Source organism: Pseudomonas sp. PH1b (genome assembly GCF_000633395.1).
GTDB lineage: Bacteria > Pseudomonadota > Gammaproteobacteria > Pseudomonadales > Pseudomonadaceae > Aquipseudomonas.
The window spans coordinates 92,713-106,432 of the sequence record NZ_AYMU01000013.1; the positions used below are offsets into that span (position 1 = coordinate 92,713).

Genomic DNA, 13,720 nt, shown 5'->3' on the forward strand with positions numbered 1-13,720 from the left:
ATGACTAGTTTGCATGCCGACGAGGCGTTCCTCGGCCATTACCAGTTGAGCCACGATCCTTTCGCTCCCCGGGTCCCTGGCTTCAAGTTCTTTCCTGCCCAGCGCAAGCCTGTGCTGGGGCAACTGCATCACCTGGCCCGCTACAGCCAGCTGTTGCTGGTGGTCACCGGCCCGCAGGGCAGCGGCAAGACCCTGCTGCGTCAGGCGCTGGTGGCCAGTACCAACAAGCAATCGGTGCAGAGCGTGGTGGTTTCCGCTCGTGGCGCCGGCGATGCCGCTGGCGTGCTGCGCCAGGTAGCCCAGGCGCTGAATGTGGCCCAGGCCGAAATCGGCGCGATCCTCGCCCAGGTGGTGCAACTGGCCCTGACCGGCCAGGAAGTCTATCTGCTGGTGGACGATGCCGAGCAGCTTGACGAGTCTGCGCTTGAGGCCCTGCTGGCCCTGGCGGCGGGCGCTCCGGAAGGCCGCCCTCACGTGTTCCTGTTCGGCGAGTCGTCGTTGATCGCGGCCCTGGACCAGTTGAGCACCGAAGAAGAGCGCTTCCACGTCATCGAGTTGCAGCCTTACGCCGAAGAGGAAACCCGTGAATACCTGGCCCAACGCCTCGAAGGCGCGGGTCAGGGCATCGAACTTTTCTCCGCAGATCAGATCAGTGATATTCACGAAAGCTCCGATGGCTGGCCGGGCAACATCAACCAGGTCGCCAGGGATGCAATGATCGAAGCCATGATCGCCAGCCGCTCTGCGGTCAAGCGTCCAAGTATGGGGTTCAACATGCCGAAGAAACACGTATTGGCCATTTCCGCTGTAGTGGTGGTGGCCGTGGCTGCAGCCTGGTTGATGCCGGGTCGCAGTAAGGCGCCAACCACCGGGGCTCCGGCCAGCGAGCAAGCGCAACTGCCTCTGGGGCAGACCCCGACACCGAATGCCAATGGCAGTCCATCGGTGGAATTTGCCGGTTCGTCTCAGCCGATGCCGCTGCCGTTGGTCGGCCAGTCACAACCGGTAATGCGCGGTCCCCTGGCTGAAGCCGCAGGCGGTATCACCGAGGGCGACGATGGCGTTCCTGTAGAAGGTTCCAGCGCCGTTCCGCCAACCGTGACCACTACGGCGCCACCGGCGGGTGCAGTGGCCGGCCCGGCACCGACTCCGGCGGCACGTCCGACTCCGGCCCCGACCCAGGTCGCCACTGCCAAGCCGACGCCTGCGCCCAAGCCGGTAGAGAAACCAGCCGCCGCCAAGCCTGCTGCAGCCGCCAAGCCGGCAGAAAAACCGGTCACCGTAGCCAAGGCTGCCGGTGGCAGCTGGTATGCCGGTCAGGCGCCAGGCAACTACGTGGTGCAGATCCTCGGCACCAGCTCGGAAGCCACCGCGCAGAACTTCGTCAAGGAACAGGGCGGCGAGTACCGCTACTTCAAGAAAGTCCTCAACGGCAAGCCGCTGTACGTGATCACCTACGGCAACTTCACAAGCCGCGATGCCGCGGTCAGCGCCATCAAATCCTTGCCAGCGAAGGTTCAGGCTGGTAAACCTTGGCCTCGCACTGTCGCTAGCGTTCAACAAGAACTGGCAACAACCCGCTGAAGATTCGGCGGCCTTACCCAGGCCGCCTCTCCCGGCAACCTCAAATTTCCGCATCGGCATGCTGCCTTCCGGGCCGCGTGCCTTGTGGTGTCTGCGTTACAGTAGTTTTTGAGTGGCGGCAGTCAGAACCAAAAAATTTTGACTAGCACGACATATCGCTTTAAAACGTTCATAAATGCGACATGAATTTGCGACAAATCGTCGCTAAATTTGTGGGGCTTTGTGTCGGTATGTACAATGACCTCCCTTTTGCCCCCGCAAAGCTGGCGTACGTTCGGCGCGGATTGCAAGTGGTTGAATTGAAAAGAAAATTGTCTCGATAAGAGGCAGCCTGGTGAGAAAGTGTCTATGAAAGCAGGTCTGTACCAACCCGATGAATTTAAGGATAACTGTGGTTTCGGCCTGATAGCCCATATGCAGGGCGAACCCAGTCATACCCTGTTGAAAACGGCCATCGAGGCCCTGACCTGCATGACCCACCGCGGTGGGATCAACGCGGACGGCAAGACCGGTGACGGTTGCGGTCTGCTGATGCAAAAGCCCGACCTGTTCCTGCGTGCTGTCGCCAAGGAGCACTTCGGCACTGACCTGCCCAAGCAATATGCGGTGGGCATGGTGTTCTTCAACCAGGATCCGGCCAAGGCCGAAGCCGCTCGCGAGAACATGAACCGCGAGATCCTCGCCGCCGGCCTGCAACTGGTGGGCTGGCGCAAGGTGCCGATCGATACCAGTGTGCTCGGGCGTCTGGCCCTGGAGCGCCTGCCGCAGATCGAACAAGTGTTCATCGGTGGCGAGTCCCTGAGCGATCAGGATTTCGCCATCAAGCTGTTCAGCTCCCGTCGTCGCTCTTCGGTGGCCAACGCCGCCGACACCGACCACTACATCTGCAGCTTTTCCCACAAGACCATCATCTATAAAGGCCTGATGATGCCGGCGGACCTCGCCGCCTTCTATCCGGACCTGGGTGACGAGCGCCTGCAGACCGCAATCTGCGTGTTCCACCAGCGCTTCTCCACCAACACCCTGCCGAAATGGCCGCTGGCCCAGCCATTCCGCTTCCTCGCCCACAACGGCGAGATCAACACCATCACCGGCAACCGCAATTGGGCCCAGGCCCGGCGCACCAAGTTCAGCAACGACCTGATGGACCTGGAAGAACTCGGCCCGCTGGTCAACCGCGTGGGTTCCGACTCCTCGAGCATGGACAACATGCTGGAACTGATGGTCACCGGCGGCATCGACCTGTTCCGTGGCGTGCGCATGATCATTCCGCCTGCGTGGCAGAACGTCGAAACCATGGACCCGGACCTGCGTGCGTTCTACGAGTACAACTCGATGCACATGGAGCCGTGGGACGGCCCGGCCGGCGTGGTCATGACCGACGGCCGCTACGCCGTCTGCCTGCTGGATCGCAACGGCCTGCGCCCGGCGCGCTGGGTCACCACCACCAACGGCTTCATCACCCTGGCTTCGGAAATCGGCGTGTGGAACTACCAGCCCGAGGACGTGATCGCCAAGGGCCGGGTCGGCCCGGGGCAGATCTTTGCCGTGGACACCGAGACCGGGCAGATCCTCGACACCGATGCCATCGACAACCGTCTGAAATCCCGTCATCCGTACAAGCAATGGCTGCGCAAGAACGCCCTGCGCATCCAGGCCACCATGGAAGACAACGACCACGGCTCGGCCTTCTACGACGTCGACCAGCTCAAGCAGTACATGAAGATGTACCAGGTCACCTTCGAAGAGCGTGACCAGGTGCTGCGGCCCCTGGGCGAGCAGGGCTACGAAGCGGTCGGCTCCATGGGCGACGACACGCCGATGGCCGTGCTGTCCCAGCGCGTGCGCACGCCGTACGACTACTTCCGCCAGCAGTTCGCCCAGGTCACCAACCCGCCGATCGACCCGCTGCGCGAAGCCATCGTCATGTCCCTGGAGATCTGCCTGGGTGCCGAGCGCAACATCTTCCAGGAGTCGCCCGAGCACGCCTCGCGCGTAATCCTCAGCTCGCCAGTGATTTCGCCCGCCAAGTGGCGCTCGCTGATGAACCTCGATCGCCCGGGCTTCGAGCGTCAGGTGATCGACCTCAACTACGACGAGAGCCTTGGCCTGGAAGCGGCGATCCGCAACGTGGCCGACCAGGCTGAAGAAGCCGTACGTGCCGGCCGTACCCAGATCGTCCTCAGCGACCGCCATATCGCGCCGGGCAAGCTGCCGATCCACGCGTCCCTGGCCACCGGCGCGGTGCACCACCGCCTGACCGAGAAGGGCCTGCGCTGCGACTCCAACATCCTGGTGGAAACTGCCACTGCCCGTGACCCGCACCACTTCGCGGTGCTGATCGGTTTCGGCGCCTCGGCGGTCTATCCGTTCCTGGCCTATGAAGTGCTGGGCGACCTGATCCGCACCGGTGAAGTGCTGGGCGACCTCTACGAGGTGTTCAAGAACTACCGCAAGGGCATCACCAAGGGCCTGCTGAAGATCCTGTCGAAGATGGGCATCTCCACCATCGCCTCCTACCGCGGCGCCCAGCTGTTCGAAGCCATCGGCCTGTCCGAGGAAGTCTGCAACCTGAGCTTCCGTGGCGTGCCGAGCCGGATCAAGGGCGCGCGTTTCGTCGACATCGAAGCCGAGCAGAAAGCCCTGGCGACCGAAGCCTGGAGCCCGCGCAAGCCGATCCAGCAAGGCGGCCTGCTGAAGTTCGTCCACGGCGGCGAATACCACGCCTACAACCCGGACGTGGTCAACACCCTGCAAGCCGCCGTGCAGCAGGGCGACTACGCCAAGTTCAAGGAATACACCGCGCTGGTGGACAACCGTCCGGTGTCGATGATCCGCGACCTGTTCCAGGTGAAGACCCTGGACACGCCGATGGACATCAGCGAAGTCGAGCCCCTGGAATCGATCCTCAAGCGTTTCGACTCCGCCGGCATCTCCCTGGGCGCCCTGTCGCCCGAGGCCCACGAAGCCCTGGCCGAAGCCATGAACCGCCTCGGCGCGCGTTCCAACTCCGGTGAAGGCGGCGAAGACCCGGCGCGCTACGGCACCATCAAGAGCTCGAAAATCAAGCAGGTGGCCACTGGCCGTTTCGGCGTGACCCCGGAATACCTGGTCAACGCCGAAGTGCTGCAGATCAAGGTGGCCCAGGGCGCTAAGCCCGGCGAGGGCGGCCAACTGCCTGGCGGCAAGGTCAACGGCCTGATCGCCAAGCTGCGTTACGCAGTGCCTGGCGTGACCCTGATCTCGCCGCCGCCGCACCACGACATCTATTCGATTGAAGACTTGTCGCAGCTGATCTTCGACCTCAAGCAGGTCAACCCTCAGGCGCTGGTCTCGGTGAAGCTGGTGGCGGAAGCCGGGGTCGGCACCATCGCCGCCGGCGTGGCCAAGGCCTATGCCGACCTGATCACCATCTCCGGCTACGACGGCGGCACTGGCGCTTCGCCGCTGACCTCGATCAAGTACGCCGGTGCGCCGTGGGAACTGGGCCTGGCGGAAACCCACCAGACCCTGCGCGGCAACGACCTGCGCGGCAAGGTCCGGGTGCAGACCGACGGCGGCCTGAAAACCGGCCTCGACGTGATCAAGGCAGCGATCCTCGGCGCCGAGAGCTTCGGCTTCGGCACCGCGCCGATGATCGCCCTGGGCTGCAAGTACCTGCGCATCTGCCACCTGAACAACTGCGCCACCGGCGTGGCGACCCAGAACGAGAAGCTGCGCAAGGACCACTACATCGGCACCGTCGACATGGTGGTGAACTTCTTCACCTACGTCGCCGAGGAAACCCGCGAGTGGCTGGCCAAGCTCGGCGTGCGCTCCCTGGAACAACTGATCGGTCGTACCGATCTGCTGGACATCCTCGAAGGCCAGACCGCCAAGCAGCATCACCTGGACCTGACCCCGTTGCTGGGCAGCGACCATATCCCGGCGGACAAACCACAGTTCTGCCAGGTGGACCGCAACCCGCCATTCGACCAAGGCCTGCTGGCCGAGAAAATGGTCGAGATGGCCCGCTCGGCGATCAACGACAAGAGCGGTGCCGACTTCGCCCTGGATATCTGCAACTGCGACCGTTCCATCGGCGCACGGATCTCCGGTGAAATCGCCCGGCTCCACGGCAACCAGGGCATGGCCCAGGCGCCGATCACCTTCCGCTTCAAGGGCACGGCCGGCCAGAGCTTCGGCGTGTGGAACGCCGGCGGCCTGAACCTCTACCTGGAAGGCGACGCCAACGACTACGTGGGCAAGGGCATGACCGGCGGCAAGCTGGTGATCGTTCCGCCCAAGGGCAGCGTCTACAAGACTCAAGACAGCGCGATTATCGGCAACACCTGCCTGTACGGCGCCACCGGCGGCAAGCTGTTCGCCGCCGGCACCGCGGGCGAGCGTTTCGCCGTGCGCAACTCCGGGGCCCACACCGTGGTGGAAGGCACCGGCGATCACTGCTGCGAGTACATGACCGGTGGTTTCGTCTGCGTCCTGGGCAAGACCGGTTACAACTTCGGCTCAGGCATGACCGGTGGTTTCGCCTACGTGCTCGACCAGGACAACACCTTCGTTGACCGGGTCAACCACGAACTGGTGGAAATCCAGCGGATCAGCGGCGAAGCGATGGAAGCCTATCGCAGCCACCTGCAACGCGTGCTGAACGAGTACGTCGAGGAAACCGACAGCGAATGGGGCCGTAATCTCGCCGAGAACCTCGACGACTACCTGCGCCGTTTCTGGCTGGTCAAACCGAAGGCGGCGAGCTTGAAATCTCTGCTCTCCAGTACTCGTGCCAACCCGCAATAAAGCAGCTGCAAGTGGCAAGCCTCAAGCTGCAAGTGAAGCAGTGCGAGGTTTGCCGGGCATACGTGATCGACTTGCGGCTTGCAGCTAAGAGCTTGCAGCTGCTGTATAGAGGTTTTTGAAAATGGCTGAACGTCTGAATAACGACTTCCAGTTCATCGAGGTCGGTCGTAAAGACCCGAAGAAGAAACTGCTGCGCCAGCGCAAGAAGGAGTTCGTGGAAATCTACGAACCCTTCAAGCCCCAGCAGTCCGCCGACCAGGCTCACCGCTGCCTGGGTTGCGGCAACCCGTATTGCGAGTGGAAGTGCCCGGTGCACAACTTCATTCCCAACTGGCTCAAGCTGGTGGCCGAGGGCAACATCCTCGCCGCCGCCGAGCTGTCGCACCAGACCAACACCCTGCCGGAAGTCTGTGGCCGGGTCTGCCCGCAGGATCGTCTGTGCGAGGGTGCCTGTACCCTCAACGACGGCTTTGGCGCGGTGACCATCGGCTCGGTGGAGAAGTACATCACCGACACCGCCTTCGCCATGGGCTGGCGCCCGGATATGTCCAAGGTCAAGCCTACCGGCAAGCGCGTGGCGATCATCGGCGCGGGCCCGGCGGGCCTGGGCTGCGCCGACGTGCTGGTGCGTGGCGGGGTGACCCCGGTGGTGTTCGACAAGAACCCGGAAATCGGCGGCCTGCTGACCTTCGGCATCCCCGAGTTCAAGCTGGAAAAGACCGTGCTGAGCAACCGTCGCGAAGTCTTCAGCGGCATGGGCATCGAATTCCGCCTCAACACCGAGGTCGGCAAGGACGTGACCATGGAGCAACTGCTCGCCGAATACGATGCGGTGTTCATGGGCATGGGCACCTACACCTACATGAAGGGCGGCTTTGCCGGCGAGGACCTGCCAGGGGTGTACGACGCCCTGGATTTCCTGATCGCCAACGTCAACCGCAACCTGGGCTTTGAAAAGTCGCCGGAAGACTTCGTCGACATGAAAGGCAAGAAGGTGGTGGTACTGGGCGGCGGCGACACCGCGATGGACTGCAACCGCACCTCCATCCGTCAGGGCGCCAAGTCGGTGACCTGTGCCTATCGTCGTGACGAAGCCAACATGCCCGGCTCGCGCAAAGAGGTGAAGAACGCCAAGGAAGAGGGCGTGAAATTCCTCTACAACCGCCAGCCGATCGCCATTGTCGGTGAAGACAAGGTCGAAGGCGTGAAGGTGGTCGAGACCCGTCTCGGCGCGCCGGATGCCCGTGGCCGCCGCAGCCCCGAGCCGATCCCGGGTTCCGAAGAGATCATCCCGGCCGACGCCGTGGTCATCGCCTTCGGTTTCCGTCCAAGCCCGGCGCCGTGGTTCGAGCAGTTCAGCATCCAGACCGACAGCCAGGGCCGGGTCGTGGCCCCCGAGCAAGGTCAGTACAAGCACCAGACCAGCAACCCGAAAATCTTCGCCGGTGGCGACATGGTGCGCGGTTCCGACCTGGTGGTGACGGCGATCTTCGAAGGCCGTAACGCCGCCGAAGGCATCCTCGACTACCTGGGCGTCTGATCCAACCTGTAGGAGCCGGCTTGCCGGCGAAAAACCACCACGCGGTGCAACTGGATGCACCGCGTCGTCTGCTTCGCCAGCAAGCTGGCTCCTACGGGATGTGTGCCCGTCCCCGTGACAAATTGCCCCCATAGACATAAAGAAACGGCTCTTGCCGTGCCTTTTGTGTCGCGCTCTGAGAAAATGCCCCCACTTTTTTTCCGGATGCCGACATGACTGCCCTGAAGAACGACCGTTTCCTTCGTGCCCTGCTCAAGCAACCCGTAGACGTCACCCCGGTGTGGATGATGCGGCAAGCCGGGCGCTACCTGCCTGAATACCGCGCCAGCCGTGCCAACGCCGGTGACTTCATGAGCCTGTGCATGAACCCGGAGTTCGCTTGCGAAGTCACCCTGCAGCCTCTGGACCGCTACCCGCAGCTGGATGCGGCGATCCTCTTCTCCGACATCCTGACCATCCCCGATGCCATGGGCCAAGGCCTGTACTTCGAGACCGGCGAAGGCCCGCGCTTCAAGAAAGTGGTCAGCACCCTGGCCGACATCGAGGCCCTGCCGATCCCTGATCCGCAAAAGGACCTGGGCTATGTGATGGATGCGGTCAGCACCATTCGTCGCGAACTCAATGGCCGTGTGCCATTGATCGGTTTCGCCGGCAGCCCCTGGACCCTGGCCACCTACATGGTTGAAGGCGGCTCGTCGAAAGACTTCCGCAAGTCCAAGGCCATGCTCTACGACAACCCGCAAGCCATGCACCTGCTGCTGGACAAGCTGGCGCAGTCGGTGACCTCCTACCTCAACGGGCAGATTCTGGCCGGTGCCCAGGCGGTGCAGATTTTCGACAGCTGGGGCGGCAGCCTCTCGGCGGCGGCTTACCAGGAGTTCTCCCTGGCCTACATGCGCAAGATCGTCAGCGGCCTGATCCGTGAACACGACGGGCGCAAGGTGCCGGTGATCCTGTTCACCAAGGGCGGTGGCCTGTGGCTGGAAAGCATTGCCGATGCCGGCGCCGATGCCCTGGGCCTGGACTGGACCTGCGACATCGGCGAGGCCCGGCGTCGGGTCGGCAGCAAGGTATCGCTGCAAGGCAACATGGACCCCACCGTGCTCTACGCCAACCCGCAGGCGATCCGCAGCGAAGTGGCGCGCATCCTCGCCAGCTACGGCAAGGGCAGCGGCCACGTGTTCAACCTGGGCCACGGCATCACCCCGGAAGTGAAGCCGGAGCATGCCGGTGCTTTCCTGGAAGCGGTTCACGAGCTGTCGGCGCAGTACCACGCATAAGCGCCACCCCATGAAAAAACGCCCGGCACCTGCCGGGCGTTTTCATTGGCGCACCCCTTTTTTGTAGGAGCCGGCTTGCCGGCGAAGGGGCCCTCAAGCCCCGCACCTGCCTGACGGACGCCTTCGCTGGCAAGCCAGCTCCTACAGGAGCCCGGCGGTACGATCTGTTCTGTGTAGGAGCCAGCTTGCTGGCGAAGGGGCCTTCGAGATTTGCACCTGCCTGGCGGACGCTTTCGCTGGCAAGCCAGCTCCTACGAGGGCCCGGCGGTACGATCAGTGCTGTGTAGGAGCCAGCTTGCTGGCGAAGGGGCCTTCGAGATTTGCACCTGCCTGGCGGACGCTTTCGCTGGCAAGCCAGCTCCTACAGGGACCCGGCGGAACGATCTGTGCTGTGTAGGAGCCAGCTTGCTGGCGAAGGGGCCTTCGAGATTTGCACCTGCCTGGCGGACGCTTTCGCTGGCAAGCCAGCTCCTACAAGGGCCCGGCGTAACGATCAGTCCTGTGTAGGAGCCAGCTTGCTGGCGAAGGGGCCTTCGAGATTTGCACCTGCCTGGTGGACGCTTTCGCTGGCAAGCCAGCTCCTACGCAGGCCAGGCGTTACAAAGGCGGGAGTTTGGCCAGCTTCATGGCGATCAGCAGTGCGCCCACCAGCAAGGCACCGATAAACAGGCCAATGCCGTTCCAGCCCGCCAGGTGCCAGAACACGCCACCAGCGGTTCCGGCAATGCTCGAACCCGCGTAGTAGCTGAACAGGTACAGGGAAGAGGCCTGGCCCTTGGCCTTGGTGGCCCGGCGGCCGATCCAGCTGCTGGCCACCGAGTGGGCGCCGAAGAAGCCGAAGGTGAACAGCAGCATGCCGATCAGCACCAGGGACAACGGCGTCAGCAGGGTCAGGGCAATCCCTGCCAGCATCAGCACGATGGTGGCCCAGAGCACCCGGCGCCGCCCCAACTGGTCGGCCAGGGCGCCAATCTTCGCCGAGCTGTAGATCCCCGACAGGTACACCACCGAGAGCATCCCGACCCAGGCCTGGCTCAGTTGATAGGGCTCGGCCAGCAGGCGGTAGCCGATGTAGTTGAACAGGGTGACGAAGGCCCCCATCAGCAGGAAGCCTTCGAGGAACAGCCAGGGCAGGCCAGCATCGCGAAAGTGCATGCTGAAACCCTCCAGCAGGCTGCGCGGGTGCAGCGAGCGAGGGCGGAAGTTGCGCGACTCGGGCAGGATGCGCCAGAACACCGCCGCAGCGATCAGCGCCAGCCCACCGATCACCAGCATCGCCGTGTGCCAGCTGACGAAGTCGATCAGCACCCCGGTGATCAGCCGTCCGCTCATGCCGCCAATGGCGTTGCCGCCGATGTACAGGCCCATGGCCAGGCCGATGTGCTGCGGGTGGATCTCTTCGCTCAGGTAGGTCATGGCCACCGCGGCCAGCCCGCTCAGGGACAGGCCCACCAGCGCACGCATCAGCAGCACCCCGTGCCAGCTGGGCATCAGCGCGCTGGCGATGGTGCACAGGGCGGCGGCAAGCAGGGCGGCGACCATCACCGGCTTGCGGCCGATGCGATCGGAAATCGGTCCGGTGATCAGCAGCCCGATGGCCAGCATGCCGGTGGCGACCGAGAGGATCAGGCTGCTCTGGGCGGCGTTGATGGAAAAGTCCCGGGACAGCAGCGGCATCATCGGTTGCACGCAGTACAGCAGGGCGAAGGTGGCGAAACCGCCGGAGAACAGCGCCAGCACCGTGCGCATGAACAGCGGCGTGCCTTTCTCGATATAGACCTCGTTGAGTTGGGCGACCACCTCGTCCAGGGGCGTGGCAGGGGGTTCGTGGGCAGCGGGGGCAACAACGGCAACAGCGGATTTCACGGGGGACCTCGGGGGGGAACGCAGCCGGTCAGGCAATGGAAAAAGCATATAGCTGGCTAATGATTCTTTCCAATATATTGTTCGACCTGTTTGATAGGTTTGAAGACTTAATGAGGTCCCCATGGAATTGCGTCACCTGCGCTACTTCATTGCCGTCGCCGAAGAGCTGCATTTCGGCCGCGCGGCCCAGGTGCTGGGCATCTCCCAGCCGCCCCTGAGCCAGCAGATCCAGGCGCTGGAGCAGGAGGTTGGTGCCCGTTTGTTCGAGCGAACCAATCGTCGGGTCGAACTCAGCGAGGCCGGGCGCCTGTTCCTCGAAGAGGCGCGGCTGGTGCTGGCCCAGGTGGACAAGGCGGCGGATGTGGCGCGGCGTGCGCAACTGGGCGAGTTGGGGGAGTTGAAGATCGGCTTCACCTCGTCGGCTCCGTTCAACTCGACCATTCCCCAGGCGATCTTCGCCTTTCGCCAGCGCTTCCCTGCGGTGCACCTCAAGCTCAAGGAAATGAGCAGCACCCAGGTGGCCGAGGCGCTAGTGGACCAGTCGATCCAGGTCGGCATCATGCGGCCCTTGCCCCTGCCGGATTCGCTGTCGGTGGTGGAGCTGTTGCGCGAGCCGCTGGTGGCGGTGCTCAGCGCCAAGCACCCGCTGGCCGGTGGCAGTGAAGAGGGACTGCATCTGGCGGCGCTGGCCCACGAGCCCTTCGTGTTCTTTCCCCGCAGCTATGGCAGCGGCCTGTACGCCCAGTTGCTGAGCCTGTCTCGGGATGCCGGGTTTACCCCGCATTTTGCCCAGGAGGCGGGCGAAGCCATGACCATCATCGGCCTGGTGGCCGCCGGGCTGGGGGTCTCGGTATTGCCGGCGTCCTACCAGCGCATGCGCATCGATGGCGTGGTCTATCGGCGCCTGCTGGACCCCGAGGCCATGTCGGCGGTGTGGCTGGTGCAGCGCAAGGACCAGAACTCGCCTATGGCCCAGGCCTTTGTCGAGCTACTGACGCGCAAGACCGGGGCCGCGCCCTGAGGGGAGGTTGGGCCGCACCGGGGCCTGGAGGTACACCAGGTCGCCGCGCAGGGCCACGCCGGCCATCAGCACCCCGGCGTGGCATTCGTAGGTGTTCAGGTCCTTGCGCACATGGTGCTTGTAGTAGCTGACGATATTGGTCACCGCGTTGGCACCAACCCGCTTGGCCGCCGCTTGCAGGGTGATCAGGGCCGACTGCAGGGCCCATTCGCAGGCGTCGATGTCGCTCTTGTTGAAGGCATTGGTCTTCTTGTTGGTGGCCAGCTCAGTGACCTGGACCCTGAGCAGCGGCGGATGCGGGTTGCCCGCCAGGTAGAAGCTCACGCTGCCGTCCAGGCGCCCGGCGCGCTGGGCATCGGCGACGACTTTCTCGAAGGGCATGTACATCAGGTTGGTGGCCTGGCTGGTGGGGCTCAGGACAGCTAGCAGGGCCAGGGCAATCAGCGCTTTCACTTGCATGGTCGGCTCCTTGACGGACGTGAAAGGGGTGCCACCGTCACGCCGGTCGAGGCCCGGCCGCGCAGCTTGGCTCCCGCAGGCGGCGATGCTCCGGCCTGCTGTTGCGAGTGTAGACGGCGATTGGCGCGCTTCCGGAAAAATCCCGGAAACGAAAAGGGCGCCCCCAAGGCGCCCTTCGCTGTCGACGGCAGGTCACTGGACCTTGGACAGATCCCCGCGCAGCGCGACGCCAGCCATGATGGCGCCGGCATGGCACTCATAGGTGGTGGCGTCCTTGCGCTCACGGCTCTTGTAGAAGCTGGCGATGTCGGTCACGGCATTGGCGCCGACTTTCTTCGCCGCTTCGTGCAGGGTGATCAGCGCCGACTGCAAGGCCCACTCGCAGGCCACCTGGTCGGCCTTGCCGAAGGCATTGGTCTTCTTGTTGGTCACGGCGCCGGGGCTGAGCACGCTGACCTTGCCGGCCGGCTTGTTGCCCGCCAGGTAGAACTTCACGCTGCCGTCGATCTTGCCGGTGCTGATGGCCTCGGCCACCACCTTGTCGAAGGGCAGGTACAGGGCGGTATCCCGGGCCTGGCTGACGCCGGGCAGGGTGCACAGCAGCAGGGTGGCGGTGGCCGCCAGTGTCTTCAAACGCATCGCATTCTCCATGACATCAAGGGGGGTAAAGCAGCCCGGCGAGCAGGGTCGCCGGGAAGGAATCATTGGGCGGCCGGGAAGCTCTTGGCGGCGCCATCGGACAGCTGTTGTGCGGTCCGCTCGTTCTGGTTGTCTCGCAGTTCGCGCAGGATGCCCTTGTCCAGCAGGCGCACCCAGCGGATGTAGTTCTTGTGGATCTTGCCGTCCTTGTAGTCCAGGTCACGGCTGTCGCGGTAGAGGATCTTGTAGTGGCTGGCGGAGTACTGGATATCGATCTCGGCGTGGAACTGTTCACGCACGGTGATCTCGGCCTGGATCAGCTCCGGGCTGATGCGCTGCACGGTCCACTTGCGGGCGACGAGGTTCTTCAGGATCGCCTGCTTGACCTGTTCCTGGTCGGCCTGGATGGTGGCCGGGATGATGCGGTTGGGGGTGTACATGCGCTTGCTGGTACAGGCGGTGACGCTCAGCAGAGCAAGGACGATGAGGGTGGCGCGAAACAGCGAAGACATTCCATTTCTCCAGAGAGGTGAGGCA

At 63.7% G+C, this 13,720-nt stretch carries 9 protein-coding genes; 5 read left to right on the forward strand and 4 right to left on the reverse strand.

The genetic code is table 11. The annotated features are described in order from the left end of the window. The 4 genes from U873_RS0122085 to hemE all read left to right on the forward strand — a co-directional run bounded on the left by U873_RS0122085 (position 1) and on the right by hemE (position 9,198). Complete coding sequence (locus U873_RS0122085) at positions 1 to 1,584, forward strand: SPOR domain-containing protein (protein WP_025130302.1); 1,584 nt, start codon at positions 1 to 3, stop codon at positions 1,582 to 1,584. A 348-nt stretch (positions 1,585 to 1,932) separates the two neighbouring features. After that, on the forward strand, positions 1,933 to 6,378 hold the full coding sequence (gene gltB / locus U873_RS0122090) for a glutamate synthase large subunit (RefSeq protein WP_025130303.1): 4,446 nt from the start codon (positions 1,933 to 1,935) through the stop codon (positions 6,376 to 6,378). Positions 6,379 to 6,499: 121 nt separating this feature from the next. After that, the gene (locus tag U873_RS0122100) at positions 6,500 to 7,918 is read left to right on the forward strand and encodes an FAD-dependent oxidoreductase (protein WP_025130304.1); all 1,419 of its coding nucleotides are present in this window, start codon (positions 6,500 to 6,502) and stop codon (positions 7,916 to 7,918) included. A gap of 212 nt (positions 7,919 to 8,130) precedes the next feature. Next, complete coding sequence (hemE, locus tag U873_RS0122105; protein WP_025130305.1) at positions 8,131 to 9,198, forward strand: uroporphyrinogen decarboxylase; 1,068 nt, start codon at positions 8,131 to 8,133, stop codon at positions 9,196 to 9,198. A gap of 597 nt (positions 9,199 to 9,795) precedes the next feature. On the opposite strand, the gene U873_RS0122110 is transcribed toward hemE, so the two are convergent. Then, complete coding sequence (locus tag U873_RS0122110) at positions 9,796 to 11,112, reverse strand: MFS transporter (protein WP_371261330.1); 1,317 nt, start codon at positions 11,110 to 11,112, stop codon at positions 9,796 to 9,798. Positions 11,113 to 11,185: 73 nt separating this feature from the next. Here U873_RS0122110 and U873_RS0122115 point away from each other — a divergent pair, with 73 nt between their 5' ends. Continuing rightward, positions 11,186 to 12,085, forward strand: a complete 900-nt coding sequence (locus tag U873_RS0122115; RefSeq protein ID WP_025130307.1) for a LysR family transcriptional regulator — start codon at positions 11,186 to 11,188, stop codon at positions 12,083 to 12,085. On the opposite strand, the gene U873_RS0122120 is transcribed toward U873_RS0122115, so the two are convergent. The 3 genes from U873_RS0122120 to U873_RS0122130 all read right to left on the reverse strand — a co-directional run bounded on the left by U873_RS0122120 (position 12,053) and on the right by U873_RS0122130 (position 13,695). Then, positions 12,053 to 12,544 carry a hypothetical protein gene (locus U873_RS0122120; RefSeq protein WP_025130308.1) on the reverse strand — a complete coding sequence of 164 codons (492 nt, stop codon included), beginning with the start codon at positions 12,542 to 12,544 and terminating at the stop codon, positions 12,053 to 12,055. The two genes, U873_RS0122115 and U873_RS0122120, sit on opposite strands and share 33 nt — an antisense overlap. Positions 12,545 to 12,736: 192 nt before the next feature. After that, positions 12,737 to 13,183, reverse strand: a complete 447-nt coding sequence (locus U873_RS0122125) for a hypothetical protein (protein ID WP_025130309.1) — start codon at positions 13,181 to 13,183, stop codon at positions 12,737 to 12,739. 62 nt (positions 13,184 to 13,245) lie between these two features. Then, positions 13,246 to 13,695 (reverse strand): hypothetical protein, encoded by a 450-nt coding sequence (locus tag U873_RS0122130; RefSeq protein ID WP_025130310.1) that lies wholly within the window; start codon positions 13,693 to 13,695, stop codon positions 13,246 to 13,248. Between the last annotated feature and the right edge of the window lie 25 nt (positions 13,696 to 13,720).

Coding starts and splice junctions, on each gene's coding strand:
- U873_RS0122085 (WP_025130302.1), top strand. CDS start 1: ATGACTAGTTTGCATGCCGACGAGGCGTTCCTCGGCCATTACCAGTTG.
- gltB (WP_025130303.1), top strand. CDS start 1,933: ATGAAAGCAGGTCTGTACCAACCCGATGAATTTAAGGATAACTGTGGT.
- U873_RS0122100 (WP_025130304.1), top strand. CDS start 6,500: ATGGCTGAACGTCTGAATAACGACTTCCAGTTCATCGAGGTCGGTCGT.
- hemE (WP_025130305.1), top strand. CDS start 8,131: ATGACTGCCCTGAAGAACGACCGTTTCCTTCGTGCCCTGCTCAAGCAA.
- U873_RS0122110 (WP_371261330.1), bottom strand. CDS start 11,112: ATGCTTTTTCCATTGCCTGACCGGCTGCGTTCCCCCCCGAGGTCCCCC.
- U873_RS0122115 (WP_025130307.1), top strand. CDS start 11,186: ATGGAATTGCGTCACCTGCGCTACTTCATTGCCGTCGCCGAAGAGCTG.
- U873_RS0122120 (WP_025130308.1), bottom strand. CDS start 12,544: ATGCAAGTGAAAGCGCTGATTGCCCTGGCCCTGCTAGCTGTCCTGAGC.
- U873_RS0122125 (WP_025130309.1), bottom strand. CDS start 13,183: ATGCGTTTGAAGACACTGGCGGCCACCGCCACCCTGCTGCTGTGCACC.
- U873_RS0122130 (WP_025130310.1), bottom strand. CDS start 13,695: ATGTCTTCGCTGTTTCGCGCCACCCTCATCGTCCTTGCTCTGCTGAGC.